We start from the raw sequence: 26069 nt of genomic DNA, 5'->3' as shown, positions 1-26069 counted from the left end.
AGATTTTCGGCGTGATTTGTATGATGATAATAAGGCTCGAAATGCGAGTCTACACAATTATATATATATAAGGAGTGCTATATTATTATGAAAGTCAGCATTTTAAAGAAACCCTATCGCGTCGACGCGGCCCCTCAGTTGCCGCTAGCGCGTCTGCTCTTCCGCGATGTGCGCCTCTCCTGGCTCTGGTTGCCCCTGCGCCTCTATATCGGTTACGTCTGGTTAAGCGCGGGCCTGACCAAGCTCACTGGCTATAGCTTTAGCCTCGACGCGCCCGTTAAGCCTGCCCCTGGTGGCGCGTGGGTCTTCAACGCGCATACGGGTGACGCCTTGCGGCATTTCCTGCTGGGTGCGCTTCAGAAGGCAGGGGGCGAACATGCCAGCGTCCAGGGTTGGTATGCGGCCCTTCTACATGGCTTTGTGCTGCCCCAAGCTGAGATTTTCACATATCTGGTCACCTTTGGCGAAGTGCTGGTGGGGCTGGGGCTTATCTTCGGCTGTTTCACGGGCCTTGCAGCCCTCTTCGGCCTCTTTATGAACCTGAACTATCTCTTCGCGGGTACCATCAGTATTAACCCGACGCTTGCCATCGCGGCGGTCCTGCTCATTCTAGCCTGGCGTGTCGCGGGCTATCTTGGTGGGGACCGTATTCTCCTTCCCCTTCTCCTGCCACGCATCGGACTCGATAAGATACCCCAATCAGGCTGGCGCGCACGCGAGCACAAGCTTGCCTGGGCCGACCGGAGTTGATGCGAAATAGAGAACGTTTCCACTTTACCTTGGTAGCTTGTTTGTGTATATTATGCTTATAAGTTATTTCTGGGTAGGAAGGGCTGCTCTGGTTGCGAGTGATGGAAACGTCATCAGCATGAGAGTGGTCAAGTTCTTCTCAGAAGAGGCAACCGCTCTGAAGTGCAGCCTATGGAGTGGTTGTTCTCGCTCACTCCGCTGCTAGCTTGCGAAAGCGTGTGCGCGGAGAGTGAACCGGAAGAGATTGGCTAGTACTGCGTGCGAGATCCAATCCCAGCAGCAGGCATCCAACACGATGCACTTGCGCGGGATCGTAGAAAGTGAGCGTTTTGCCCAGGGTTTCTCCAATTTAGGGAGTTTATATGGCCATCATGCTGGCGAAGGGTCGCTTTCGGATATACCAGATGTTGGTTGGGTCCGGGGTATTTGGCAGCGTCTATAGGGCGTATGATACCTTGAAAGATCGTGAGGTAGCAGTCAAGTTGCTACTGCGAACCCCCGCCAAGTTTCAGAATCTATACTCAGGGGAGGAGGAGTACGAGTTCATCGTCAAAGAGGAATTCAAGCTCCTTCAGGAACTTGCCCCTCTGGGAGTGTTCCCGAAGCCTATCGGCATCATCAGACAGAACAGGCTGCTGGGCATCGTCATGGAGTTCATTGAGGGTGAGAGCCTGATGGAACTCCTCAATGACGGGCCTCTCCCTGTGGAACGCGTGCTTGACTACGGCGTCCAGCTCGCGGAACAACTGGAAGCACTGCACACGGCTGGGGTGATCAATCGCGATACCCATCCGGGAAACATCATGGTTGTTCCCGATAGGACGATCCGTCTCGTCGATGCGGGTCTGATCAGGCGGGCAAGGAAGCGCGACCTTCGCCGGGAGCAGTGGATCAGCGCCATGCGTCTCAAGCTGAAAATCTGGGCCACCATGTATGGGCACGTGCCACCGGAGGTTGTTCGAGGACAAGGGCTGTCAGCGTCTCAAGAGCCGCTAACACCTCAGGCTGATGTCTATGGTCTGGGTGGAGTCCTCCTCGATTCGCTCCTCGGGCACAAGGTATTCGCGCCCAGTGAGCTGTGGCGCAAGGGAAGCGAGGACTCGCCCTCGTTGCCCATGGCGCTATGTGAGCTCATAGAGGCGATGCGGGACTCGCGCCCCGAGTACCGTCCGCTCATGGCGGAGGTGGGGTGGACACTGCGGACTCTGCGCGGTCAATAGTATCCGGGGAGCGCCTTCACTGGCGATGACGCTCTCCGGATATACCGGTCTCAAACCTTCTCCACAAATTAGCCTCAAGAGAGGAGTTTTGCCATCATATACTCATCGATATAGTCGCCATCGATCAACATCGTACGTCTCATCGTACCCTCAATCTCAAAACCACATTTCGTGTAGAGTGTAACTGCGGCTTGATTGTGGGTCATAACAGTCAACTCTAGGCGCAGGATGCCTTGTTGATGCGCCCAGTCTTCCATTGCCCTGAAAAGCTGAGTTCCAATTCCCTGTCCTGTAAAAGCTTGCAAAATGCCAACCACGATGCCAAGGCGGCTCCTATTGCGATGGCGCACTCCTCGTTCCCCAATCAGAAACCCAACCAGTCGCTCATCGTGTTCAGCTACAAGGATGAGCAGATGATCATGTGGAGGTTGGCTTAGAAATTGTTCTAGTTGTTGCTGTGCAAGCATAGCGTTTTCATCAGGCTCACGCAACATAAAAGTTGTTTCTTCGTTGACCAGTTTCCTGAGTTGGAGGAATGCCCCGGCATCAGACTCACAGAGCATACGGATCTTCATAAATAGTCTTCCTTTATTGGTACTTGGTTCGCCATATTATACTCCTTGCTCTGTGCTTGAGCCGTCTTTTTGTCGGGATTGATTATGCAATGGCTCTGGCTTTGCGCTGGGCATTAAAATATTTCACGAGCAGCGTGATACCAGTAATTAAGCTTACGAGCAGGACAATACTCAGGGGAATCCCTATCGCGTTGTAGATCTCCTCCTGCTGATCTATGGCCTTGTTCTTCTGCTCCACAATCGCGTTAATGCGATTATCGCTCTGGACCTTCTTCTGCGCGTCATACGTCTTGTCGATCTTTGAGGTTGAGCCATTCGTGGTGATTTGTAGCTCGCAAATATCGCTGGTCTTCATGGGCTTGCCATCGCAGGTAACTGGCGCGTCAGGTTGAGGGTCCGCTATCCCCTCGCTTGTGACGTGTTTGAGTTGATTGCCCCCCATCGAGAGGGGTACCTCCGCGAGTATGCTGATAATTGCGATGGCGAGAGCGATCAACCCCCATGTGAGAAGCTTGCGCGCTTGTGCGCCCCCAGTTTGTGCTTGCATCCTTGTCTCCTTCTTCATGTGGAAGAGGTATCTTGAGATTATTGAAAATAAGGTCTTATGCGAAAAACCAACGCCGCTGTCGCGGCTAGCGCAAAGCGCTCAGATTTTCGGATAAGGAATAAGTATGATAAACCTGGAACTTTAGCATACCTTGCTGTATAAATTCATGCAATCCTTTAGATAGGAGTACTATCGCGCTCTATCCTGCCTTTCTTCCCGCTGCCCTCCAAACGCTCCCAGATATTCCTCAACACCTTGTCTATGATGAGATTCGAGAAACTCACAATCTCGCCAGGTAACAGGGTCAACCTTGACCGCTTTTCGTGAGATACTACTCACTAGCGAAGTTGTTGTAGCGAAACATGCGGAAAAGGGGATATCTATGACTACACAGTCGATGAAGACCATCATCCTCGATCTTTTGCGACAGAGCCAGCGCGATGCCGTCGAGTTTGCGCAGGCGCTCGACGAGACCGAACGCAACGCCATTGGGACGCCGGAACTCTGGTCGGCGAAAGATCATCTGGCGCATATGACCTACTGTCTCCATCAGAACCTTATCCAAAAGGTAATCGGCGTCCTTCAGCAGGAGGAGGTAGCGCCGCGCGAAGCGGACGTTAACCAGATGAATGCGCGAGTGTTCAGGGAAAACCAATATCGCCCCTGGTTAGAGATTCACGCCAACTTTGAGCAAGTATATGCTGACCTCATCAAGTTAGCCGAGCGTGTCAGCGAAGCGGATATGATGGATTCTGAGCGCTTCCGCATCGTTACAGGAGGCTCTCCGCTCTTTACGGCTTTCCTGGGCAATGGTTATGAGCACCTTCTAGAGCATTTCATGCAGTATTATTCCGAGAGACAAGATCCTTCGCGAGCGCTACAGATTCGTGAGCAGTGTACCAATCGAGTCGTTCAGACCGACGCGCCTGCCTGGGTGAAAGGGTGGTTCCTCCTTAGACTGGCTAGCATTTACGCGCAGCAGAATCAGCGCGAGCAAGCTATCGCTCATTTACAGGAAGCATTGGCCTTTGAGCCTGATGTCAAAGAGTGGTTAGAGGAAGATCCTGAACTGGCTGCCTTATATGAACAATCAGCCTAGCTTGCTTTCTATGAAATGCTTCTCAATAGGGTGTTTTTTGTTATAAACCATGCGAAAGGGGACTACAATGGTCGCACACTCTTATAAGGCCCTTATCCTCGACCTCTTGAGCCAGGGTCATCATGAAGCGGAAGTCTTTGTACAAGAGCTCAGCGAGAGCGAGCGCAATGCGGTTGGGACCTCGGAACTCTGGTCCGCCAAAGATCATTTTGTGCATCGAACATTCTGGCATCGTGATCTCATTCACCAAATAAGGTCTTTCCAGTCGCATCAGGAGATGCCGCCGCGCGAGAAAAGCGCAGAAGAGCTGAACGAGATGGTCTTTGAGGATCAGAGGTATCGCCCCTGGTCTGAGGTCTACACCGAATCTGAGCAGACCTACGCCGAACTCATCGCCCTGTATGAAGAACTGAGCGAAGAAGATCTAACTAACCCTGAACGTTTCGCCTCGATTACTGGTGGCAGTCCGTTGTATAGAGACTTCCTGAATGGTTGCTATGAGCATGACCAGGAGCATCTTGTGCAGTACTATGCCGACCGTAACGATCTCCTGCGAGCCATTCAGATCCGCGAGCGGTGTGCTGAGAGAGTCCTACAGTCTGACCTGCCGGAGTGGTCGAAAGGGGATTTTCTCTATAATCTGGCCTGCTTCTACGCGAAACTAAACCCGTACACGAAGGCAAATGCACTCTTACAGGAAGCAATCGCTCTCAATCCCAATCTCGAAGAGCACGCCAAGAGCGATCCCGATCTAGCCGCCTTACGCAAGCAATGAGTTTTATCTAAAGAGGGGGAGCCATTGCGTCCGCAACGACTCCCCCTCTTCATTTCACTCCTCTACTTTCCGGCGAGACGAGCAATGACAGGGGCTAAGTGTTCCATTTGCGCGCTGGAGACCTGGATGTAGGAGAAACCATAGCGCTCGCGTCCCTCTAGTAGATGTTCTATGGCCTGCTCGGTACTCATCTTGCGCATGGGCATGCGGGGTCCGCCAGTGCGATCACCGATTGGTGCAGAGCTATCGGTCAGCTCAATGTCGTAAGCGACCTGGCAGAGTTCTATGTGCGCGAAGCGCTCGCCTGCCGCTTCGCGTATCCAGCCAATCTTCTCTTCAAGCGTGGCGTCCTGTGTGCCGGGCTGGCCCCAGCGTAGATTGGGCGCGATACAGTTGGCATGACGCGCGGCGAAGGTTAGCAGGCGACGTCCGGCGCTTCCAATAAAGATTGGTGGGTGAGGCTTCTGAGTGGGTGAGGGTGTGCCGGGCGCGTCCTTGAGAGTGTAGTATTTGCCCTCGAAGCTCACGCGCTCCTCCGTAAAGAGCCGCTTGATAATTTGTACCGCCTCCTCAACGCGCCCGACACGTGTACCCGCCGACTCAAAGGGAATGCCTAGCCGCTCGTAATCGTCGGGTCCCACGCCCGCGCCGATACCCAGTTCCAGGCGACCATCAGAGAGGAGATCGAGCGTTGCGGCATCCTTCGCCAGAATAGCGGGATGGCGCAGGTCGTTGCAGAAGACATAGCTCCCGACGCGCAGCGTGGTCGTAGCCTCGGCGGCTATGGTCAGCGCCGGGAAGAGCGCGAGGGGCAGCATGATGCGGTCGGGCATGAGCAGGCTGGAATAACCCAGGTCTTCAGCCCGGCGCGCGAAGTCAATCCAGGCCGCGCGACTGGCCTCCCCGCCTGTGACGACCCCAAAACGAAATGGTGTAGCCATAAAAATGCTCTCCTTCACTACTATTGTAGATGTATCTTTACCAGGGCAAAACCGCCTTGAAGTGCTCGGCGCAAATCCTCACGGTTCGGACGTCCATCGGCCTCGGCTTTAATATGCGCGAAGCGAGCCTGGGTTGGCGTCTGAGCCAGCATGTGCGTATAGAGGTCTGCGGCCTCCTCCTCCCCGGTGACAACCTCTGTCATACCGGATCGCACCTTCCCCTTTAACGCCACCTTTACCTTTGCTCCACCTCGCAGGTTCTTCCACCAACTACCACCAACTCCAATTAGCAGTGCATCAGCGTCGAGTCGCGCATAGCCAATCGGGATGTTATAAAGCTTGCCGCTCTTGCGGCCTGTAAATGAAATGACCAGCAGTTGACTATCCAGTAATCCATGTAGTGGCGAACGTAATACTGTGCGTGCGATAGGATTGAAGATCGCCTGTATAAGGCGATAGGATGCCTGATTGGTTGATGGTGTGGCTTGCATATTACAGGACTTCCTCTCTGCCGTGTGAGCTCTGGCTCTTTACAGCGGCCTTGGTACCTATTATTATATAGACACTCTGTCCAATGAATATTTAGCTAGACAGAATATACAATCAATTTCGTGAGGTGTCAAGTCCTATGAGTCCACGACCTTATCGCCTGGGGCAGCGTCAGGCGGCAATAGAACAGACGAGAGGCCGAATCATTGAGGCGACGCGTGAACTGCTTATGGAGAACGACGGTTTCAGCCGCTTCTCTATCGACTTGGTCGCGCGCCGGGCCGATGTTGCGCGCATGACCGTCTATCACCAGTTTGGCTCGCGCGTTGGGCTGCTTGAGGCTCTATGCGATACTCTGGCGGCGAATGGGAAGATGGAGTCGCTTGGTGGTGCCTTTCAGCTTGCCGACCCCTTTGAGGCTCTCAAACGCTATATCGCCGTCTTCGGCCATTTCTACGACACTGATCGGCTGGTCACGCGCCGCTTGCGCGCCGTGGCGACGCTCGACTCCGAATTTGGACAGATTATAAGCGAGCGCGATAGCTGGCGGCAGAAAGGCCTGACTGTGCTTATCCAGCGCGTTCATGAACAGCGTCCCTTTCCAAGTGCTGAAGCTGTCGCCGAAACCATCGCCGTCATGCTTACCCTGACGAGCTTCGAGAGCTTTGATACTCTGGCTGGTCCTGAACGCAGCCTGGAAGAGGTCGCACCCCTCATCCAACGCCTGGCACTCGCGACCCTCGACATGGCGTACAAGTCGTGAGTACGAGACGTATGGTAGCGCCTATGGGGTTGCTGGTTAGGAGAGAAAGTCGAGAGAGAGATGGGTGTGCTGCTGGGCTGCCTGATAGACATGCCAACATGCTACCAGATCCTGGAAGGCCAGTCCGACGCCTCCAAAGATGGTGATCTGCTCGGGGCTGCTCCGACCCACGCGCTGCCCGGCGATGATCTCGCCCAGTTCCGCGTGAATGGATTCGCGACCCAGGCCCACATTGCCGACCGCACCCATTGTTAACGCCAGTTCACGGTCATCGCACACGAAAAGGCCTGAGCGTAAGAGATCCGCCGCGACCTCTACCTTGCCTGGTTCGTCAGGCCCGAGAGTTGTGATGTGTGTTCCTGGTTGCACCATCCCGGCGAAGAGAAATGGCTGGCTTGCCCATGTTGAGGTGACGACTATATCGGCCTCGCGTGCTGCCTCTTCTGGCGAAGAAGCGATCATGACAGGTATACCCAGTTCAACCTCCATGTCCGCTGCGAAGCTCTCCGTATTCCGCTTGATCGTATCATAGACCCATGCTCGTTTTAGCGAGCGCACAAGGGTCAGACAACGCAATTGGAGGCGCCCCTGAACGCCCGCGCCGATGATCGCGGCGCTCTCGGCGCCTGGTCGAGCTAGCACGTCAGCGGCGAGCGCGCCCGCCAATCCTGTGCGCACAGCAGTAATCGCCGTTGAGTCCATAATCGCTAGCAGGGAGCCGTTCTCCAGGTCGTGTAGCAGTAGTACACCCTTGAGTGCAGGTTGAAGGCCGGGATACTTGGCATGCACCTTGACGGTATAGGCCGGGATAGTGGGGACCAACCCAGGAAAGATGAGCATCGCGCTTGCTGTCTCCTGCCCTGGTAGGGAGGAGCGCACTCGTAAGGCTGGCACTGAACGCTCTAGCGAGTAGGAGGCGAAGGCCGCGCGTAAAGGTGGCAGTAAGCTAGGTAGGTGTAACAGTGGCTCGATCTCTGTGCGCGTCAGAAGCATCGTCATGGTTTCTCTATCCTCTCTCTTTGATAAGCAACCTTTCTGCCATCATTGCAGAGCAAGCCTCACGATACAAGAGCCAATCGCGCTCTTCAGACCGAGCCATTTCTATGTCTTACAATGCGAACCAGCCTGCGCGACCTTGCCAGTGCTTTCCTGTGCGCAGATGGGCCACAACGGCCCGTTCGAGCGTGGTACGCTGGGGTAGTTCATTGAGATCAGGTTTGAAGCGCCTGAAGACAAAGCGCATTACGTCGTCATCGTCGCTCGCGATTATTCCTGGCACAAGGTGGAAGCGTTGCTGAAACTGGACCACATTGGAGGTCGCGGGCAAATATTCCGCGAGCTGGGGATCGAGCAGCCAGGAAGAGCAGCGCGCAAAGTGATAATCCTCTTCGGGGAAGTAGCGAGCGAAGAAGTCACGTGCCAGCCCAAGCGCCTCGTCAAGCGCGGCGGGTGAGATAGAACCCCCGGACTCAGGAATGTGAAGCGAGAGCGCGGGAGCGCCGGGAGTGGGCCATGAGGGATCGTTAGGTCTGTCATAAATGGGCCATTTGGAAGAGAAGCGCCAGCGCTCAAAGTGTAAGCGACCGAGCCGATAGAGGATGCCTCGGAAGTGGAGCGTGAACCACTCAGGCACATCGAGACCTGCTGTTCCAAAAATGCGTCGATGGATCGCGAGATGCTCGCCAAGGTCCGCGAGGGTCGCCTGGACCACTTCGGCGGGAATCCCACGCTCCTGGTGCAGAGCCTGTACAGCGGGAAGGGTCGCCAGGAAGACATAGACATAGAAGAGCCTGCCAGCCGTCCCCAGGGACTCCGGCAGCATACGCCAGGACTGACGCGGCGTGGTAATTGGCTTGTCCATGCGCGCTACAAGTTGCTGATGACAGCGCTCTAGCAACCACCAGAGTTCAGGCGTTCGCTCCGGTGAGGGCCAGTGCTCGATGATCTCAGCCGCGTCGGCGGGCGCGATACCCAAGCGCTCGAAGAGGGCTTCAACCTCACTCATTGCGGGTAGCTGTACTGGTGCCTGTGGCGCACCCTCAGCCTCCAATTCCAGCAGTAGAGGGCTGAAGGTATCATCCAGGCCCAAACGTGCCTGGACTGCCGCCGCGCTCAACAAGTCATTTTTCATATATCCATACTTATTGGTTTGTGATTGATCTTGCATAACTGATACCACATATCCTTATCTATCAATTTACATAATTCACTGCTTATAACCCTACCTTACTGTCTGCTTCCTGTCAATTTATGGGAGGTCTGGTTGCCCCTTTTCCTTCTTGACGCCTATTCTCTTTTACTCTACAATACATAGCAGGCAATTCATTCTTTATAAGAAGCAAGCTACCAATAATGGGCTAATAGTAACTGTGTCTCAAGGCATGTTTGAAGAACGTCTATGCTGGAATAGAGAACAAGAGGGTGTATTGTGGCTAATCTTATCGGGAAGCAATTGGGGAACTATACCCTGACGCAGTTGCTCGGGCAGGGAGGGTTCGCGGAGGTCTACCTTGGCGAGCATGTTTATCTCAAGACGCCCGCCGCCATCAAGGTCCTGCATGCCCAACTCTCGGGGCAGGACGATACCGAAAGCTTTCAGCGTGAGGCGCAGTACATCGCGCGCCTGGTCCATCCCAACATCATCCGTGTGCTCGATTTCGGAATTGCCGAGCAGGTGCCCTTCCTCGTCATGGACTATGCTCCCCGAGGGACGCTGCGCCAGAAGCACCCCCGAGGGACGCGCCTGCCTCTCAACACGATCCTTCCCTATGTGAAACAGACCGCCGCCGCGCTGCAACATGCCCATGATGAACGCCTGATCCACCGGGATATCAAGCCCGAGAATATGCTGCTGGGTCGCCAGGGTGATGTCCTGCTCAGTGATTTTGGGATCGCGCTGGTGGCGCAAAGCTCGCGCTACCAGAACACCCAGGACGTGATCGGGACCGTCGCCTACATGTCACCAGAGCAGATCCAGGGGAAGCCGCGATCCGCCAGCGATCAGTACTCGCTCGCCATTGTGGTCTATGAGTGGTTGACGGGTGTGCGTCCCTTCAATGGCTCGTTCACCGAACTGTGTACGCAGCATATGTTCGCGACCGTTCCGCCGATGCGCGAGCAGGTACCCGATATTTCGCCGCAGGTTGAGCAGGTCGTCAACATCGCCTTAGCGAAGGACTACCATCAGCGCTTCGGCAGCGTCAAAGCCTTCGCCAACGCGCTAGAGCAGGCGAGCCAGGGGCAAGCGCCAACCACCCCTCCACCTTATAATGTCTCTTCACCTCATAATCCCGTCATTCTCCCGCCCCCGAACTCGTCTAACCAGCCTGCTCATTCGGGCGAGCGCGCTCCCTTTCAACCAGCCGCCGTCGCGCCTCAGGAGCACGCCACGCCCTCTCAGCCAGCCGCCACGGTGCCGCAGGAGCATGTGACGCCCCCGCAGCCAGTACCATCGCATGCCCAACTACAGCGTAATGTGACGCCATCCGCCGCCTTCGTGCCGCCTGACAAACCACGTCAGCAGGGAGAACTACCCTCTACTCCCCAGGAGCAAGCCACCCCGGAGCGACGCCCTAATCCCTGGGGTCTCAGGGGGCCACAGATCACGGCTATGGTAGTTGCGGTGATTCTCACTTCCATTCTGGAATACATTGGCAGCAATTGGTACTTTGATGTCTACATCTCGAGTTTCGTTTTCAACTACTTGTTTGCCACTGCTATCGCACTCCTCTTTTTCTTCGGGACAAAGTTTGGCCCCTGGGTCGCTTTGGTGAGCGGGGTCGCTATCCTGGTCACGGACATCATGATCAATGGCTCCGGTTTATATTACAGTTACGGCATCCTTTACGCCGCGATGGGCTTCGTGGCCTCACTGGCCTATCTGAGCACGCTTGGCAACTATCGCCGCTTTGGGGCTCTCGCTCTCGCGGTTGGGACCAGCTTCGCGGGCTTGCTCCTCTATGTCGTTGGTATCAGCTATATATATTCCCGCAGTAGCTATGTTGCCACGAATAGTGGCATTTTTTCCCTGGTCCTGCTCGTCATCATGCTCCTGATCGCCAATCGTTTCAGCAAGTCGGGTATAAAGCGCTAATCGCGCCAGAGAGCGGGCATATTTTGTCGTGTACACGATGATATATGCCCGCGTAACCATGATAGTCGCGTCGCTAATACTCATTTTCCCTTTTCATACGTAGCCACATCGCTTTAGCAGTGGCATTCCTCTCCCCGATGCTGTATTCCCCTCCCCGAAAAGCCCGATATGTAGCCGCGTCGCTTGAGCAGTGGCACGCCCTTTCTTGACGAGCCTCAACTGATACTCTACAATACACAGCGGGTAATTTATTCTTTACCAGGAAAATAGCTACTAACAACGTATTATTATTGAGTGTATATTAAGGCAGGATTGAGAAACACTTACAATAGTTTAGAGAACAAGAGGATGCATTGTGGCTAATCTTATCGGGAAGCAATTGGGGAACTATACCCTGACACAATTGCTCGGGCAGGGAGGGTTCGCGGAGGTCTACCTTGGCGAGCATGTTTATCTCAAGACGCCCGCCGCCATCAAGGTCCTGCACGCCCAACTCTCGGGGCAGGACGATACCGAAAGCTTTCAGCGCGAGGCGCAATACATCGCGCGCCTGGTCCATCCCAACATCATCCGTGTGCTCGACTTCGGGATTGCTGAGCAGGTGCCCTTCCTCGTCATGGACTACGCACCCCGAGGGACGCTGCGCCAGAAGCACCCCCGAGGGACGCGCCTGCCTCTCAACACGATCCTTCCCTATGTGAAACAGACTGCCGCCGCGCTGCAACACGCGCATGATGAACGCCTGATCCATCGAGATATCAAGCCCGAAAATATGTTGCTGGGTCGCCAGGGCGATGTCCTGCTCAGCGATTTTGGGATCGCGCTGGTGGCACAAAGCTCGCGCTACCAGAACACCCAGGACGTGATCGGGACCGTCGCCTATATGTCACCAGAGCAGATCCAGGGGAAGCCGCGATCCGCCAGCGATCAGTACTCGCTCGCCATTGTGGTCTATGAGTGGTTGACGGGCGTGCGACCCTTCAATGGCTCGTTCACCGAACTGTGTACGCAGCATATGTTCGCGACCGTTCCGCCGATGCGCGAACAGGTATCCGATATTTCGCCGCAGGTTGAGCAGGTCGTCAACATCGCCTTAGCGAAGGACTATCATCAGCGCTTCGGGAGTATTAAAGCTTTCGCCAATGCGCTAGAGCAGGCGAGCCAGGGGCAGTCTCCGACGCCACCAACCTACAACGTCTCTTCACCTCATCATCCAACCGTCCTCGTGCAACCGAATCGGCCTCCTGCGCCTGCTCAATCGAACGAGCCTGTCTCTTTGCAGCAAGCCGCCACGGTGCCGCAGGAGCATGCGACGCCCCCGCAGCCAGTACCATCCCACGCTCAATTACAGCGTAATGTGACCCCTCCTGCCGCCTTCACGCCGCCTGACAACGCGCGTCAGCGGGGGGAACCATCCTCTACCCCTCAGGGGCTAGCGACGCCCGAGCGACGCCCAAGCGCCTGGACCCTTTCGCGTATCCAACTGACGGCTATGCTGATTGGTGTGCTTCTCAGTTTCATTGTGGCCTATATTGGCGTTCGATCTCCTGACGAACAACAGGAAGCACTCCTCTTTGCCGGTTCCTTTGCCCTGGCCTATTTCTTTGCTACCAAGTATGGACCCTGGGTTGGGATGCTGACCGCGCTCACTACTATGCTGACAAACGCCATATATTATAACGACAATTCCCAAGTAGCTATTTCGTTTATTATGCGCTTCACTGCCATGGCCTTTGTGGCCTCGCTGGCCTTCCTGAAAACGCATGGCAACTATCGTCGCTTTCTCGATATAGTTCTCGCCGTGTCCACAAGTTTCGCTGGTTGGGTAGTCTATGTGGCTGGTGCCTACTTTACACGTTTATTTTACAGTTCAGGACTGAGAAGTGAGCTCTTGTATGCCGATAACACCTTATCTCAGCTCTCAACTATCATTGAGCATATCGTCGAGGAAGTTACCGATAACTGGACCTATGATAGTAGTGGCCTGATTGCTCTTGTTGTGCTTATTGCTGCTCTCCTTGCCGCCAATCTCTTTAATGGCAAGACGAACAAGGCATCGTAGTGGCTAGCAATTCATTTTATGGCATGATGGTGTTTTACCATGCTTGACTATTGCCGTTCATCTTCTATACTGGATGCAGTATCAATGCGATGTACGGTCAGAAGTCAAGAAAAGAAAGATATAGCGTTCCATGACAAACTCAACCATGCAGGCTGTTCGTGTCTATAGCTATGGTGGACCTGAGCAACTCAAGCTTGAACAGGTGCCCCGACCCGAAGCGGGTGAAGGAGAAGTACTTCTACGGATACACGCGGTAGGGGTCGTGCCCGCCGACTGGAAGATCCGCGAAGGTATGTTTCAGAGCTTCTATACCCCCCAGTTTCCCTACATCCCTGGTAGCATCCTCGCTGGAACCGTCGAGGCTGTTGGTCCTGGCGTGACTGCCTTCAAGCCGGGCGATGCTGTCTTTGGCCAGAGCGAGCACGGCGCGTATGCCGAGTACGCAACCTCGAAGGTCAGTACACTTGCTCTTAAGCCGGAAGCCCTCAGCTTTGACGAGGGCGCGACCATTGCGGGTGGGGCTACGACCGCCTGGCAGGCCCTCTTTGAGCGGGGACAGCTTCAGGCGGGACAGAGTGTCCTTATCCACGGCGCGGCAGGTGGTGTCGGTCTCTTCGCCGTCCAGTTCGCCCACTGGAAGGGCGCGCGGGTCTACGCTACGGCTTCAACCTCCAACATCGACTTCGTGCGCTCGCTTGGAGCCGACGAAGTGATTGACTACACCACAACACCCTTTGAGCAAGTCGTGCGCGACCTCGATCTTGTCTTCGACACCATTGGTGGAGACACCCTTGAGCGCTCTTTTGACACCCTCAAGCGCGGTGGACAACTTATCTCTATCAACGCCGAGCCATCGTCAGAGAAGGCAAGCGCGCGAGGTATCCAGGCCGGTTTCTTTAGCGGTAACACCACCAGCGCCAATCTGAGCGAGATCGCCAGCCTGATTGCCGAAGGTCATGTGCGAGCCTTTGCCGGACGTGTCTTCCCCCTGGCTGAGGTGCATGCCGCCCACGAACTTAGCCAGCATGGGCACGGACGCGCCCGTATCGTCCTCCATCCCTGATCACTCCCCATACATCGTGACCCCTCAGCCTGAGCACCCTGGTACATTGTTCTTCGGAGAAACCCCAGGACGATAAGCGTGCGAAGCGAATGGTGATGCTTTTCAGGAGGGCTAGACTATGAATTGAACTTAGTCAGGAATCAATCCTGACTGAGCAATCAAATCTTACCAACATAGCCCCCTGGAAAGTGTTCCTCGTAGTGTAGCCCGGCGCGAGCCAAGGCTTAGCGCCTACATTTACAGAGCTCAGAAACCAGAAAGAGGCAAAGCTATGAATCTATTCGTGCTGCGTAAAACCCTATGCCTGGTTCTGCTCAGTGCTGTCATCGCCATCGCCTTCGTTATGGCAACGGCACCCCAAGCCTCCGCGACCAGTATCGTGCCTACAAAGGTTCAGACAACTGCAACCGAGAACAGAAGTAGCATTGGTCCGTATGGTGGGGGAGGCGGCTGGGGAGGTGGTTGGAGAGGTGGTTGGGGAGGCGGTTGGAGAGGCGGTTGGGGAGGTGGTTGGAGAGGCGGTTGGGGAGGCGGTTGGGGAGGGCGATGGGGTTGGGGAGGCGGTTGGGGACCTAGATGGGGCTGGGGAGGCGGTTGGGGACCCAGATGGGGTTGGGGAGGCGGTTGGTGGGGACCCAGATGGGGCTGGGGAGGCGGTTGGTGGGGACCCAGGTGGGGCTGGGGAGGCGGCTGGTGGGGTCCGAGCTATGGCTGGGGTGGTGGCTGGGGTGGTGGTTGGTAACCAGAACTCTTGTATTAACAGCATTAAGTAAGCGGAGATATGCGGTTGCATATCACTTCTTCAACAACCAATTGCAACCGCATATCCCCACTCCCGCATCCCCATATGCAGGCGCTCCGCTTTAGCGAGCGGCGATTCCAGCTTTCTCGGTTCCACCCCTGCTCAATGCCTTACCGACTTTGAGCCTGCATCATCTCAGGCTGGCTCTGCTCATCCTTCGGCGTGGCGGACGAGATGGTGCGCGAGGCACGCACAAGCATCACTCCAATCCCTATGGTCAGGGTCAGAGTCAGCAGCCCTAGAGAAATCATGAATGGGTAGCCCTGATTGTTCATGATGCGTCCGCTAGCTGTATAGTAGGATATTGTAAGTATCGAATGTGCATCTATCTGTGCCTGCCTGAGGATATTCCAGATCAACGTCGCGAAAGCGGAAAGTGCGAGCAATGCCGTGAAAAGCGCTGTATAGCGCATGAAACGACGCAGTAGTGGCTTGCTTAACTCATCCGTCATAAGCGCGAGTAAGAGCGTGCCAAAGCCCAGGAAGGGCAAAAGGTAGTATTGCAGATATATTATAGGGCTAAGATTAACAACAGAGGGCAGGTCGCTGAGAATATTTGTTCTGAAGAATGCACCCAGGAAGTAAATCAGTGCTGGGTGTAGCACGACCAGTGCCACCGCTACCAGCACCCCATTGCGACGTTCACGTATTGCCTCCCAACCTCTTGTCAAGCCAATGAAGAGCCCACACCCTATAAACTCAAGAGTGGCTATAATGGCCGAACGCGCGAAAAAGATACTAATGCCGTTTTGGAATATATGTGTTGGTAGAATGGTATTGGCATACGTATCAAATGCGGGAAAGAAGCTGATATGCGCGAAAGGGATATAGAGTAAAGGCAAGAGCAAGCAGGCTGCCGCGAGCAAGGCCCGTGCTCTGCGCCTGGATGGGGATGAGCTCTTAATAATACGGAGCACAAAGTAGAAATTGGCTGCTAACAGCAAAAAGAATACCAGATGTAGCGAGTAGATAGCCATACTATTACTCAGGAAACCCGGATCAGACCATGAAAACTGGGTATATGGCGACCCTATTTCGATTCCCATGAGATTGCTTCCAGGCTGCGTTCCCACAATTTTTACTACATCAATGACTTGTGTGTATGCCACCGATTGAGCTTGCCAGAGGAAGAGCGAAGCGGTGAAGGTCGCCAGTATGGTGACGAAAGCGATAACGATCTGTCTGGGGCTCAGGGAGGCGAAGAGGCTCTGTCGGTTTCGGTAGTGGGGATCGAGACGCGCATCAATGGCCCCGAAGAGCAGGTCAAGCAATGTCATTGGTGTTGCATCATGCTGCTCAAGCACGGCGAGCATTTCATCCTCATAGCGCTCACGCCAGGTGCGCGGATAGAGTTTGAGTAGGGTTCGATTGACTCTCATATGCGTTTCCTTGCTTCTATCGTGTGGCGAGCGTACGTCAATGCGCTCGCCGGGCGCTGTTAAATCGCCGAAAGGCGCTCGGAGCCAGTGGCGACAATACGGCTCATCGTGGCGATCTGCTCACGTAAGGCGGAAGCCCCGGCGGCGGTAATACGATAAGGTCGCCTCCGTTCCTCAGCAGGCAACGGCTCAATCCAGCCCCGGCGCTCAAGGCGCGCCAAGGCCCCATAGAGCGTACCAGGCTCAAGCTTCGTCCCGCTAAACTCGGCGATGTCTTCCATCATGGCATACCCATGCTTCGCCCCGCTCGCCAGGCTGGACAGGATCAGCAGCGAGGGATCGGAATAGTGCCCCGACTCAAAAGGGCTCTTTTCTCTGGCCATTGTTACTCCTTGATCTGTTATATAGTGCGAATGTATATCGTAAGAATTAGTAAGTGTGACTGAATAGTAACACATGGATTGCTCGATTTCAAGAGTGTTGACCAAATGGGGAATTTCCGGTTTGCGGCATGGAGGAAAGCCGCTGCTAAAGCGACGCGGCTACATATAGGGGGAGCATTCAAGGGAGAAGATACAAACGCGATATGTAACGGAGGTTGCGCTCACCTTCACGACCTCCCTCATCATATGTAGCCGCGTCATATGTAGCCGCGTCGCTTTAGCAGCGGCCTCTAAGCATAGCCACAATCCTCGCCCACATATGTAGCCGCGTCGCTTTAGCAGCGGCCCCTAGAAGACGCTGCGTACCACGCCACCGTCCGCGCGTATGGCTGCTCCATCGACGACTGAGGCCAGCGGACTACATAGCAGCGTGACCACAGTAGCCACTTCTTCGGGACGAATCAAGCGCTCAATCAGCGACGTGGGCCGATTCTCCTGCATAAACTTGCGCTCGGCTGCGTCTGGTTTTAAGTCAGGGAATAATGACTTTAACCAGTCATTGACACCCTCGGTCCGAGTGGGACCCGGTAGCACACTATTGACCGTGACATTCGTGCCCTTTGCAATCTCAGCCAGACTGCGAGCAAGCGAGAGCTGCATGGTCTTGGTCGCGCTATAGTGCGCCATTTCGGGCGCGGGCGCGATTCCTGACTCGCTGGATATAAAGATGACGCGCCCCCAGCGTTTCTCCATCATCCGCTTGAGATAGTGACGGCTAAGGCGAACTCCACTCATAATATTGACTTCAAAAATCTTCCGCCACTGCTCATCAGTTGTCTCAAAGAAGTCTGATGCCTCAATGAGACCCGCATTATTGACCAGAATATCAACATCGGGCTGCTCTTTGATCGCCCGCTCACATCCTTCACTTGTTCCCAGGTCAGCCACCAGGGTCGCGAACTGCGCCTGGGGGTCATTCGCCTGAAGCTCCTGCGCCGCCTTACGCACATTCTGTTCTGAACGCCCATTGAGAACGACCAGAGCCCCTTCATGCGCTAGAGAGGCAGCGATAGCCTTGCCGATGCCCAGAGAAGAACCCGTTACCAGTGCCTTTTTGCCTTTCAACTGCAAATCCATCGGTTATCTCCCTCAGTATGTAAATCGTACAGGTAATATCAAAAAAATCTATGTTTATTATATGAGACTTTCCAATCCATAGGAATAGAAGAGCTTTATTGTAGAATACACGTAGTAGTGTACTCAATTTGCACTTCATCTAGTACTAATATGTGTCATCATATACATATATTAGATGTCTATGTTATACTTGTTATAGTGCGTTGGGTGCCTAAACGCTTGCCAAGTTCATTGTCCTCTCTTCTAGGGTAAATTTCTTGTAAGAAACGAGGAAATACTCATGCAGGATGCAACTTCGATGAACCCCCCTTCAGAGGAAAGAAGACACCTAAGGACGGTATTTAGTACTCTATTCTCCATCATCGTACTCATTGCTTTTAGCCTGTTTGTTTCATCAAACTCCGCCACACACGCCGCTTCATCGACCCCCACTCAAACAACGATAACCCTCGATGGAGTGACACTCTCTGTTGATAGTAAGGCCGTGCCAGCGCCATTTGTGGTTTCTCAGCCAGATAACGCGGTGCAAATGGCTTCAGCGGTCGCCCAGAGGCCGTATCGCGAGTTCCAGATTGAGTCGATTCCCTTTTCAACCACTTCTTCAGTAGAGCGCTTCCCTGTCGCGGCGAGTGGGAAAGAGGGCAGTTTCCGCTCAATCCTGCACTCGTATCGCCTCTCCCAGGGAGGAACCGGGCTTGCCAGTCCCCCGACGATCACGATCTTTGGCAAGCAGGTTCAGGGAGAGACGAATCTTGTGCGTCTTCATCTGACGGATGCTAGCACGCTGCAAACGGCAGTTATGTCAGAGTATGTGGTTGAGGCTGGTAGCCGACTCTGGCTGATTCGCATCTCGCAGGAGCAGGTAAGCGATACCCAGATTTCAACTCTGGCTTCGCAGAGCGCGACCTTCGCGAATACCATCTCGGCTACTAAGATTAGCAGTACAAATCTCGGTCATCCCTCCACTCTGGTCGCTTCCCTGGCGCAAGAGAAAGCCAGAACGAGCGCTGTTTCTCCCAACGCCGTCAACCCTAATGCTATTGGAACTCCTAGCTGGTGGAGTGGTACATGTAATTACAATAACTTCTTGCGCGATACCGGCTGGGAAGCCTGGAAGATGAATAGCGGCTATAATGGCGTCTACCCCTGTGGACCTCGTCCCTCCGCAGGCGGACCCGACCATCTGGTGCAGTTCTATTCGGGCTCCTGGGGCGCGTACGAATTTGAGTGTGTGGAACTGGCATTGCGCTGGATGTATCAGGCCTATGGTGTCAAGCCCTACAAGGCCAATGGCAACCAGATCGTGAACAACTACAGTACCTCATACGGCGGGGGCTTGCGTGTCATCCACAACAATACCGCCTGCTGTGGCTACCCCAAGCCCGGCGATATATTGAGCTATTGCTCGACCTGTACCAATGGGCATACCTCTGTGACGATGAGTAGCAGCGTCAATAGTAGCGGAAACGGCTCAGTGACCGTAATGGAGGAGAATGCCAGCTATGGCGGTATGCAAACTCTGACTGTGACTAACTATGAGGTGCAGAATTCGCCTGAAGGCTGGATCTATGGCTATCTACGCCACGACTAGCGACAGGTAGTTATCCCATTCCCACCCAACGCACATAAATTGGAGGGGGAGAGACTCCCCGGACGCAGGTACACGTCCGGGAAGCCTCTCCCTACTGCCCGACTCAGACGCAGAGGTGGTGCCCCTGCGGCCTCGGCACGAACGTCTTGCCGGACGGGCAGGCGTTCGGGTTGCTGTCGCTGCCACCATCGCAGCTCGCGCCCATCGTCATCAGGGTGACGACTGCGACGAGTGCCAGCGCCAACAGCCTACGGCCTCGGGTCATCTTGACCTCCTCACACAAGGCGAAGGACCATCCCTCGCCTTTGACCGTATTATTCCACTCTCGTAAGAGCGGACCAGGACGGTAAACCTGGAGCATTTAGGCACGACAATATGCTTGTCGAGACCTCTCTCCCACGTGAGCTGCACAGGCAGATGTGTCCACATCCCGCGCTAATCACACAGACGGAGAATTGTTAGTACAGCGGTATTTTAGCACTTTCCACGCTCCCATATCCATAGCGCTTGGATTCACTTACTCATCTTGATGTATTCCCTCAGCTTTTCGGCAAATGGTGCCGGATATTCTCCGTATCCTCCATGCTTTCCCGGAAACTCCACAAAGGGCACATCCAATACTTCCGCCGCCTTTCTCGCTCCTCGATAGGGAAAGTACTCTCGACCTTCTGCTCCTCCGCCAAACAAAATTTTATCTTTAACGTGCCTCAATCCGTCCAGGTCAAGTTCATAGCTGTTTACAGCTTGAGCCTCATGGTAGATAAAAAAGGCCGCATTCTGACGTTTCCTCTCAGGAGCCATCGCCCGAGCCTGTCCACTTTCGTCATGGACTAGTGAACGGTCCAGACCAAGAGAAGCAGCGAAGCGCTGAATGGTCTGCTCTGGCGTTTCGTTCCGCCGAGGGCGTAAACCCCTGGAGGGTTCTTCCTCCAGGAATTTTCTCAGGGGTGGTTCGTGGGCGACGAGCAGGCGAATCTGTTCCTGGTGCCTCATTACTAAATCCAGACCAATCAACGCGCCGAGGCTACTTCCGAAGACATAGGCTGGCTCTGTGGTCAGGGCGGCAAGGAGACGATGCGCGTCATCGCTCTGGGTCTCTATGCTTACGATTGGTACCTCGCCCGGCTGGCCCAGGGGACTGCGTGCATAGCCACGACGATCATAGCTCAGTATGGTGAAATGCGGTTCAAGGAAAGAACCCGCTGCCTGAAAGCTTTCCGCGTCGCCTGATCCCCCGGCAATGATGAAAAGGACTGGACCTGAGCCGCGTGCCTCATAGTAAAGTTGTGCACCTGGCACCTGGATGAGACCTGACGTTCCTTTAGACATGTTGCCTCCTACTCCCGGTTCCCCGCATCCATGAAAGCAGCGCGATACCGAGGATGATTATACTCAATCCCGCGACCTTTGATACCAGGAGAAATGTGTCTGTAGACAGAGTGAGAGCCAGAATCAACTCAACAAGCGCATGAGCAGTCAACAGGAGGCCAGTACCAACGGTCAGCATGGTCACTTTTCTCCGCGTGAGAGGATTACTTGCTACCGCCTGATGGGTCTGGGCATTTACCCATTGCTCTGGTCGTATGAGCCGGAGGATGGAGAATAGAAGTGGTCTGCCTATCATGGAGGAGACCAGCAGGGTAAGACCGAGCGGCCCGGTCAGGAGCACGCCATGAGCCTTGAGAAAGACCGGATTTCCATTCAGGAGCCATGTGCCGAGGAGCCCCAGGGCAAAGCCCAGAGAAGCAAACGCCGCGATCCACTCGATCCTCCGTTTCCAGATCCACCAGAGCGCCACCCGCAGAATGGGAATCGCCGCCGGGATAGCGAAGGCAACCAGGTCATTGAGGCCCATGAAACGCAGAGCAAAGTACAACCCTATGGGGAGCGCTGTATCTACCACAAGCTTTAGTATTCCCCGCGCCGAAAACCAGCGGCCTGGTGGTCTGATTGCTGTTGTTGTTCCATATGAAGCTTATCCTTTCTACTCTTTCATGCTTGAGAGGATGGTTTGAATAACTTTTGTGATGAGGTTCGCCATCCTGTCTGGCTGCGGCAGCCCGTTATCAATCCAGGTCAGGAGCATACTAATGATCGTATCGCGGAGTAAAGCGGCGGCAAAATGGCGGTCCTGCTGGTCAGGAAGAAGTAGCTTGAGCCCGTTCTCGATAAACGTTTGCCGTAGAAGATGAAGGGCATCAGCATGAGCGCGGAAGGCAGGCTCACGCACGGCGTGTCGAAAGAGGAGTCGGAACGCATTCGGCTCTGACTGAGCGATAGCTATCAGAGGCACGAGGTAGTCCTTCAGATTCACCTCGTTGTGGGAAGATGACTGATCCTGATGCATTTTGTGCCCGAAATCTTCCATGATTGCGAGATAGATCTCTTTTTTGGAGTCAAAGTGCCTGTACAGGATGGACCGGCTAATACCTGCCTCTCGGGCAATATCATCCAGAGTCGTCGCATCATATCCATTTGCCACAAATGCATTCGCCGCACCGCGCAGAATGGACTCGCGACGTTCTTCGCGCTGCAATTTGGTATGCGTCTTTGCCTGTTTTATTTCCGAATCTGCCATAATACACCCCTCTGGAATGCCTATTTACCCGACTCCCGGTGTTTGAAGATAGAGCGAGCAACACAAAGATGAAAAGAATGGCTTCCTTTACGAAGAAGGAGTGCATGTCTACGTCATCGTGCCCGCGCTCTGAAGAGCCAGTACATGAGTCGCTAGAATATTTTGTATACTTTAGAGTGTACACTCTAAAGTATACAATGTCAATGCCCGTAGAGAAGCCCAGGATACCAGTAAAAATCGCTCATAGTGATTGGTATCCTGGGCTTCTCTCAGCTTAACGTTATCAGGCCCGTTGGCCCCTATCTTAGCTCATAAATAAATCCCTTTACGCCCGCAAGCGGCGCTGGCGACCATAGACCGCGAGCAAGAGCAGCAACACAACCCCGTAGACGATCATGCGTAGCGCCTCCGGCAACTGGACCGTCGTAAGCAGGCTGGTAAGTACCGTGAGGACCAGCGCCCCCGCCATAGTTCCGCCATAGCCCCCAACACCACCCGCCAGCAGGGTGCCGCCCACGACGACCGCCGCCACTGAGGGTAGCGTATATTGCTCACCCAGGTTCAGGAAGACCCGGTGCGTATAACCCAGCAGGATTACCCCGCCCAGGGCGGCGAGCAATCCGCTTAGCGTATAGGTTAGCACTACAACCAGCGAGACACGCACCCCGGAGAGCAGAGCAGTCGCGCGATTGACGCCAATCGCGAAGAGGTGCTTGCCATAGCGTGTGCGTTCGAGTAGGAGCCAGGTTCCCAGGCCAATGATGATCCAGAGCGGAAGCACCCCTGGAATGCCAAGTATCAGGGAGCCAGAGACTAGATCCGTGATAAATGGTGGTGCGTCCCCGATCATCTGCCCCTGGGTGACTGCCAGAATCAGGCCCTGTACCACCCCCGTCATCCCGAGCGTCATGACCAGGGGCGGGATGCGCAACGCGGTCACACCTATCCCGTTAATCAGGCCGATGAGCGCTCCCACTCCCAGCGCGAGCAAGAGCGCTGGGAGAAACAGCTCATTATGCCCATTGGTGAAGCGATAGATGATGATCGCGCCCAGGGTCACGACGGCCCCCACCGAGAGGTCGATGCCCTCGCCGCCGCTGATAATAACCAGCGTTTGCCCGATGGCGACAATGCCCAGGAAGGCCGCGAGGCGCAGAATATTGATCACGAGCCCGTAGTTGGCGAAACCCGGATGCAGTATACCCCCCAGCACAAACAGGACCACCGCGAGCAATAGCGCGCTCAGTGCCGAACTAATATGTATTCTTCTCATACCATGCGCCTCCTGACGAGCGAGACAAGGCCGGGTCCGATCAGCGCCACGATGATAATTAGTCCATTCACCAGCGTCTGCCACCATGTAGGGACATTCGCGAAGGCGATAATGCTCAAGATGAGATAGAGGATCACCGCCCCGATCATCGGCCCGGCTATCCCTCCCTGTCCCCCGCGCAGACGCGTGCCACCTATCACGACCGCCACGATAGACGAGAGCGTCAGGGGGTCGCCAATATGCGCGTCACCAGTGCCCGTGCTCAGAGTCAGGGCCAGGGCCGCGCATGCCGCGATCAAACCCGCCAGGGCATAGGTACTCAAGCGCATAGCGGAGACTGGCACGCCCGAGAGATAGGCCGAGGTCGCCACACCACCTACGGCATAGAGATAGCGCCCGTAGCGCGTGGAGCGCAGCAGGAGCCAGAGCGCCAGCGTGAGTGCAACAACCCAGAGCGCCAGCGGTATACCTAGCGCCGGGCTGCTATAGAAATCGAGCAAGCCTCCAGGCACACTTCCCCCTGGCGTTGGCAGGACAGTGAGAGCCAGCCCGGTGAAGATAAAGCTGGTCGCGAAGGTCGTGATGATTGGTTGGAAGCGGAGATAGGCCACGCAGAAGCCATTCAGCAGACCCGCCAGCAGGCCCGTTCCCATGCTTGCCATGATCGCCAGCGCCACCTGAGCCGCCGAAGGATTATTTCCCAGCAAGCGAATGAGCACGACGTTGGTGAGAGAGACAATTGTGCCTAGTGAGAGATCGATGCCACCCGCGATAATGACAAGGGCCTGCCCTGCCGCTAGGATCATCAGAGGCAAATAGGTGCCCAGATTGTTGTTGAGGGTCACTGGGCGGAAGAAGCGGGGCTGTAGGAAGTAGTTGATAAGTACCGCGATTACCAGGAGCAGCAGCGCCAGGGCAAAGGATTGCCGTGTGATGACGCGTCTCCACTGTGGCGCGCGCTCGCGAGTCAGCGTCTTCATACGCGCGAATCCTTTCCAGCGCTGCCCAGGCTGGCGGCGACCAGCTCAGTGCGCGTAAGTGTCTCGCCGCTCAGTTCGGCTCGGATGAGTCCATCATGCAGCACAAACACGCGATCACTCAGGCCCAGCAGCTCTTCATCCTCGCTGCTATAGATGACAATAGAGGCTCCCTGAGCGCGTAGTTCCGCTAGAAGTTGATAGATCTCGCTCTTCGCTTTGACATCGACCCCTTTGGTGGGATCATCGAGCAGCAAGATACGTGGCTCACGTAGCAGCCATTTGCCGAGCACCACCTTTTGAGCGTTCCCACCGCTCAAACTCCTCACAGGGTCCTGAAGCGATGCCATGACAATACCCAGGCGTTGGGTGATCTCGCTCGCCTCCTGACTGGCACCTCGCATATTGAGCGGCAAGCCATAGTGAGCCCAGGAGGGGAGCTGTAGGTTTTCCAGAATCGAGCGCACCGGGAGTAATCCCTCCTGTCCCCGGTCGCCGGGCACATAGGCCAGTCCCGCGCGCATCGCCTGACTTGGATGTGTGAAACGAACGGGCTTGCCTTCTAACGTGATTGTACCAGTTTTGGGAATCGCGCCAAAAAGGGCTTGTAGCACATCGCTCTGGCCCTGCCCTCGCAGCCCTCCCAGACCAACAATCTCCCCTTCATGAACCTGCAAACTCACGCCGCGTAATACCTTCGTGCGGAGATCCTGGACCTCCACGCGCACGCCGGAGCTTAGCGTCTCCTGCGTCTGTTTGGTATAGCGCTCCACTGCGCCTTGCTCAACCATGAGGCTCACAAGCTCGCTTTCGCTTGTCGTCGCAAGCTCTCGACTATCAACCGTGAGCCCATTGCGCAAGACGGTTGCCCGCTCGCACACGCGAAATATCTCCTGCATGCGGTGTGAGACAAAGATGAGCGCCATTCCCTGAGCCTTCCATTGTCCTATAAGCTCAAAGAGGCGCTCTACCTGCCGCTTATCCAGGCTCGCGGTCGCCTCATCTAGAATGAGCAACTCTGGCTGATGGCTCAAGGCCTTTAGAATTTCGACGATCTGGCGTTCATCCGAGGAGAGTGCTGCAACCAGGGTCTCTGGTTGTAGCAGATCGCTGACAGTTCCCGCGAAGAGATTGAGTAGATCGCGTGTCCGACTCTGAACCTCGCGCCGCCGGATCATGCTCAGGGCTAAGAGCGGCTCATGTGCCAGCCAGATATTCTCAGCCACCGTCATATCAGGAATCAGGCTCAACTCCTGAAAGACCTCAACGATTCCATGTCTTCGGGCTGCCAGCGGCGAGGTAAAGCGTACCGCCTGCCCATTCAGCACCAGTTGTCCCTTATCGGGGGCAACCGCGCCTGTAATGATCTTGCTTAAGGTACTTTTGCCGCTCCCATTGGCCCCCATCAATGCCAGCACCTCTCCTGAGCGGACCGTCAGGCTCCCGTTCGCTAGCGCCGTCACGCCTCCGTAGCGCTTGACAAGCCCCTGAGCCGAAAGTGACAACTTTCCCATACTGTAATAGACCAGCCTTACTACATCCATGCACACAACGATCAAGCCCATATGTAGC

The 26069-nt window shown here is 55.0% G+C and carries 26 protein-coding genes; 11 read left to right on the top strand and 15 right to left on the bottom strand.

Annotation, left to right across the window (positions count from 1 at the left end; genetic code table 11):
- Nucleotides 1–87: 87 nt before the first annotated feature.
- Both K3T82_RS30595 and K3T82_RS30590 read left to right on the top strand, forming a co-directional pair.
- Nucleotides 88–750 (top strand): DoxX family membrane protein, encoded by a 663-nt coding sequence (locus K3T82_RS30595; RefSeq protein WP_220197304.1) that lies wholly within the window; start codon nucleotides 88–90, stop codon nucleotides 748–750.
- Between the two features lie 362 nt (nucleotides 751–1112).
- On the top strand, nucleotides 1113–1970 hold the full coding sequence (locus tag K3T82_RS30590) for a protein kinase domain-containing protein (protein WP_220197303.1): 858 nt from the start codon (nucleotides 1113–1115) through the stop codon (nucleotides 1968–1970).
- Nucleotides 1971–2044: 74 nt separating this feature from the next.
- Here the strand turns inward: K3T82_RS30590 and K3T82_RS30585 are convergent, their stop codons facing one another.
- Nucleotides 2045–2545, bottom strand: coding sequence for a GNAT family N-acetyltransferase (locus K3T82_RS30585; RefSeq protein WP_220197302.1), 501 nt, complete (start codon nucleotides 2543–2545; stop codon nucleotides 2045–2047).
- A gap of 82 nt (nucleotides 2546–2627) precedes the next feature.
- A complete protein-coding gene (locus tag K3T82_RS30580; RefSeq protein WP_220197301.1) occupies nucleotides 2628–3092 on the bottom strand; it encodes a hypothetical protein in 465 nt (154 codons plus the stop codon).
- Nucleotides 3093–3474: 382 nt separating this feature from the next.
- On the opposite strand from K3T82_RS30580, the gene K3T82_RS30575 reads away from it, so the two are divergent.
- Nucleotides 3475–4191, top strand: coding sequence for a tetratricopeptide repeat protein (locus tag K3T82_RS30575; protein ID WP_220197300.1), 717 nt, complete (start codon nucleotides 3475–3477; stop codon nucleotides 4189–4191).
- Nucleotides 4192–4258: 67 nt separating this feature from the next.
- The gene (locus K3T82_RS30570; RefSeq protein ID WP_220197299.1) at nucleotides 4259–4966 is read left to right on the top strand and encodes a TPR end-of-group domain-containing protein; all 708 of its coding nucleotides are present in this window, start codon (nucleotides 4259–4261) and stop codon (nucleotides 4964–4966) included.
- A 62-nt stretch (nucleotides 4967–5028) separates the two neighbouring features.
- On the opposite strand, the gene K3T82_RS30565 is transcribed toward K3T82_RS30570, so the two are convergent.
- On the bottom strand, nucleotides 5029–5907 hold the full coding sequence (locus K3T82_RS30565) for a TIGR03621 family F420-dependent LLM class oxidoreductase (RefSeq protein ID WP_220197298.1): 879 nt from the start codon (nucleotides 5905–5907) through the stop codon (nucleotides 5029–5031).
- A gap of 20 nt (nucleotides 5908–5927) precedes the next feature.
- Nucleotides 5928–6398 carry a nitroreductase/quinone reductase family protein gene (locus K3T82_RS30560; protein WP_220197297.1) on the bottom strand — a complete coding sequence of 157 codons (471 nt, stop codon included), beginning with the start codon at nucleotides 6396–6398 and terminating at the stop codon, nucleotides 5928–5930.
- Nucleotides 6399–6535: 137 nt separating this feature from the next.
- Between K3T82_RS30560 and K3T82_RS30555 the strand changes: the two genes are divergently transcribed.
- A complete protein-coding gene (locus K3T82_RS30555) occupies nucleotides 6536–7159 on the top strand; it encodes a TetR/AcrR family transcriptional regulator (protein WP_220197296.1) in 624 nt (207 codons plus the stop codon).
- A gap of 36 nt (nucleotides 7160–7195) precedes the next feature.
- Here the strand turns inward: K3T82_RS30555 and K3T82_RS30550 are convergent, their stop codons facing one another.
- Together K3T82_RS30550 and K3T82_RS30545 are read right to left on the bottom strand one after the other, a co-directional pair.
- Entirely contained in the window at nucleotides 7196–8158 is a 963-nt protein-coding gene (locus K3T82_RS30550; RefSeq protein ID WP_220197295.1) for an ornithine cyclodeaminase family protein, read from the bottom strand.
- 109 nt (nucleotides 8159–8267) lie between these two features.
- The gene (locus K3T82_RS30545; RefSeq protein ID WP_220197294.1) at nucleotides 8268–9326 is read right to left on the bottom strand and encodes an acyltransferase domain-containing protein; all 1059 of its coding nucleotides are present in this window, start codon (nucleotides 9324–9326) and stop codon (nucleotides 8268–8270) included.
- A gap of 261 nt (nucleotides 9327–9587) precedes the next feature.
- Between K3T82_RS30545 and K3T82_RS30540 the strand changes: the two genes are divergently transcribed.
- The 4 genes from K3T82_RS30540 (at nucleotide 9588) to K3T82_RS30525 (ending at nucleotide 15119) form a co-directional block, all read left to right on the top strand.
- The gene (locus K3T82_RS30540) at nucleotides 9588–11252 is read left to right on the top strand and encodes a serine/threonine protein kinase (protein ID WP_220197293.1); all 1665 of its coding nucleotides are present in this window, start codon (nucleotides 9588–9590) and stop codon (nucleotides 11250–11252) included.
- Nucleotides 11253–11607: 355 nt separating this feature from the next.
- Nucleotides 11608–13314 carry a serine/threonine protein kinase gene (locus K3T82_RS30535; protein ID WP_220197292.1) on the top strand — a complete coding sequence of 569 codons (1707 nt, stop codon included), beginning with the start codon at nucleotides 11608–11610 and terminating at the stop codon, nucleotides 13312–13314.
- A gap of 130 nt (nucleotides 13315–13444) precedes the next feature.
- Nucleotides 13445–14377, top strand: coding sequence for an NADP-dependent oxidoreductase (locus tag K3T82_RS30530; protein ID WP_220197291.1), 933 nt, complete (start codon nucleotides 13445–13447; stop codon nucleotides 14375–14377).
- Nucleotides 14378–14648: 271 nt separating this feature from the next.
- Nucleotides 14649–15119: a hypothetical protein gene (locus K3T82_RS30525; RefSeq protein WP_220197290.1), complete on the top strand. Its 471-nt coding sequence runs from the start codon at nucleotides 14649–14651 to the stop codon at nucleotides 15117–15119.
- A 170-nt stretch (nucleotides 15120–15289) separates the two neighbouring features.
- Here K3T82_RS30525 and K3T82_RS30520 read toward each other — a convergent pair whose 3' ends face one another.
- The 3 genes from K3T82_RS30520 to K3T82_RS30510 form a co-directional block, all read right to left on the bottom strand.
- The gene (locus K3T82_RS30520) at nucleotides 15290–16558 is read right to left on the bottom strand and encodes a hypothetical protein (RefSeq protein ID WP_220197289.1); all 1269 of its coding nucleotides are present in this window, start codon (nucleotides 16556–16558) and stop codon (nucleotides 15290–15292) included.
- 59 nt (nucleotides 16559–16617) lie between these two features.
- Nucleotides 16618–16941: a PadR family transcriptional regulator gene (locus K3T82_RS30515; RefSeq protein ID WP_220197288.1), complete on the bottom strand. Its 324-nt coding sequence runs from the start codon at nucleotides 16939–16941 to the stop codon at nucleotides 16618–16620.
- A 348-nt stretch (nucleotides 16942–17289) separates the two neighbouring features.
- Nucleotides 17290–18078 carry an SDR family NAD(P)-dependent oxidoreductase gene (locus K3T82_RS30510; RefSeq protein ID WP_220197287.1) on the bottom strand — a complete coding sequence of 263 codons (789 nt, stop codon included), beginning with the start codon at nucleotides 18076–18078 and terminating at the stop codon, nucleotides 17290–17292.
- A gap of 280 nt (nucleotides 18079–18358) precedes the next feature.
- On the opposite strand from K3T82_RS30510, the gene K3T82_RS30505 reads away from it, so the two are divergent.
- Both K3T82_RS30505 and K3T82_RS30500 read left to right on the top strand, forming a co-directional pair.
- The gene (locus K3T82_RS30505) at nucleotides 18359–19669 is read left to right on the top strand and encodes a CHAP domain-containing protein (RefSeq protein WP_220197286.1); all 1311 of its coding nucleotides are present in this window, start codon (nucleotides 18359–18361) and stop codon (nucleotides 19667–19669) included.
- Between the two features lie 118 nt (nucleotides 19670–19787).
- Nucleotides 19788–20000 carry a hypothetical protein gene (locus K3T82_RS30500; protein ID WP_220197285.1) on the top strand — a complete coding sequence of 71 codons (213 nt, stop codon included), beginning with the start codon at nucleotides 19788–19790 and terminating at the stop codon, nucleotides 19998–20000.
- Nucleotides 20001–20182: 182 nt separating this feature from the next.
- Here the strand turns inward: K3T82_RS30500 and K3T82_RS30495 are convergent, their stop codons facing one another.
- The 6 genes from K3T82_RS30495 to K3T82_RS30470 form a co-directional block, all read right to left on the bottom strand.
- A complete protein-coding gene (locus tag K3T82_RS30495; protein WP_220197284.1) occupies nucleotides 20183–20998 on the bottom strand; it encodes an alpha/beta fold hydrolase in 816 nt (271 codons plus the stop codon).
- A complete protein-coding gene (locus K3T82_RS30490; protein ID WP_220197283.1) occupies nucleotides 20991–21572 on the bottom strand; it encodes a VC0807 family protein in 582 nt (193 codons plus the stop codon). The genes K3T82_RS30495 and K3T82_RS30490 overlap by 8 nt, the downstream gene beginning before the upstream one ends.
- Before the next feature lie 81 nt (nucleotides 21573–21653).
- Nucleotides 21654–22247 carry a TetR/AcrR family transcriptional regulator gene (locus tag K3T82_RS49275; protein WP_220197282.1) on the bottom strand — a complete coding sequence of 198 codons (594 nt, stop codon included), beginning with the start codon at nucleotides 22245–22247 and terminating at the stop codon, nucleotides 21654–21656.
- 325 nt (nucleotides 22248–22572) lie between these two features.
- Nucleotides 22573–23520: an ABC transporter permease gene (locus K3T82_RS30480; protein ID WP_220197281.1), complete on the bottom strand. Its 948-nt coding sequence runs from the start codon at nucleotides 23518–23520 to the stop codon at nucleotides 22573–22575.
- Nucleotides 23517–24500, bottom strand: coding sequence for an ABC transporter permease (locus K3T82_RS30475; protein WP_220197280.1), 984 nt, complete (start codon nucleotides 24498–24500; stop codon nucleotides 23517–23519). The genes K3T82_RS30480 and K3T82_RS30475 overlap by 4 nt, the downstream gene beginning before the upstream one ends.
- On the bottom strand, nucleotides 24497–26011 hold the full coding sequence (locus K3T82_RS30470; protein ID WP_220197279.1) for a sugar ABC transporter ATP-binding protein: 1515 nt from the start codon (nucleotides 26009–26011) through the stop codon (nucleotides 24497–24499). The genes K3T82_RS30475 and K3T82_RS30470 overlap by 4 nt, the downstream gene beginning before the upstream one ends.
- Between the last annotated feature and the right edge of the window lie 58 nt (nucleotides 26012–26069).

Source organism: Ktedonospora formicarum (assembly GCF_016587355.1).
In the GTDB taxonomy this organism is placed as follows: Bacteria; Chloroflexota; Ktedonobacteria; order Ktedonobacterales; family Ktedonobacteraceae; genus Ktedonobacter; species Ktedonobacter formicarum.
The sequence above is the reverse complement of the archived record's forward strand: the minus strand, read 5'-3'. Positions and strand labels throughout refer to the sequence as shown.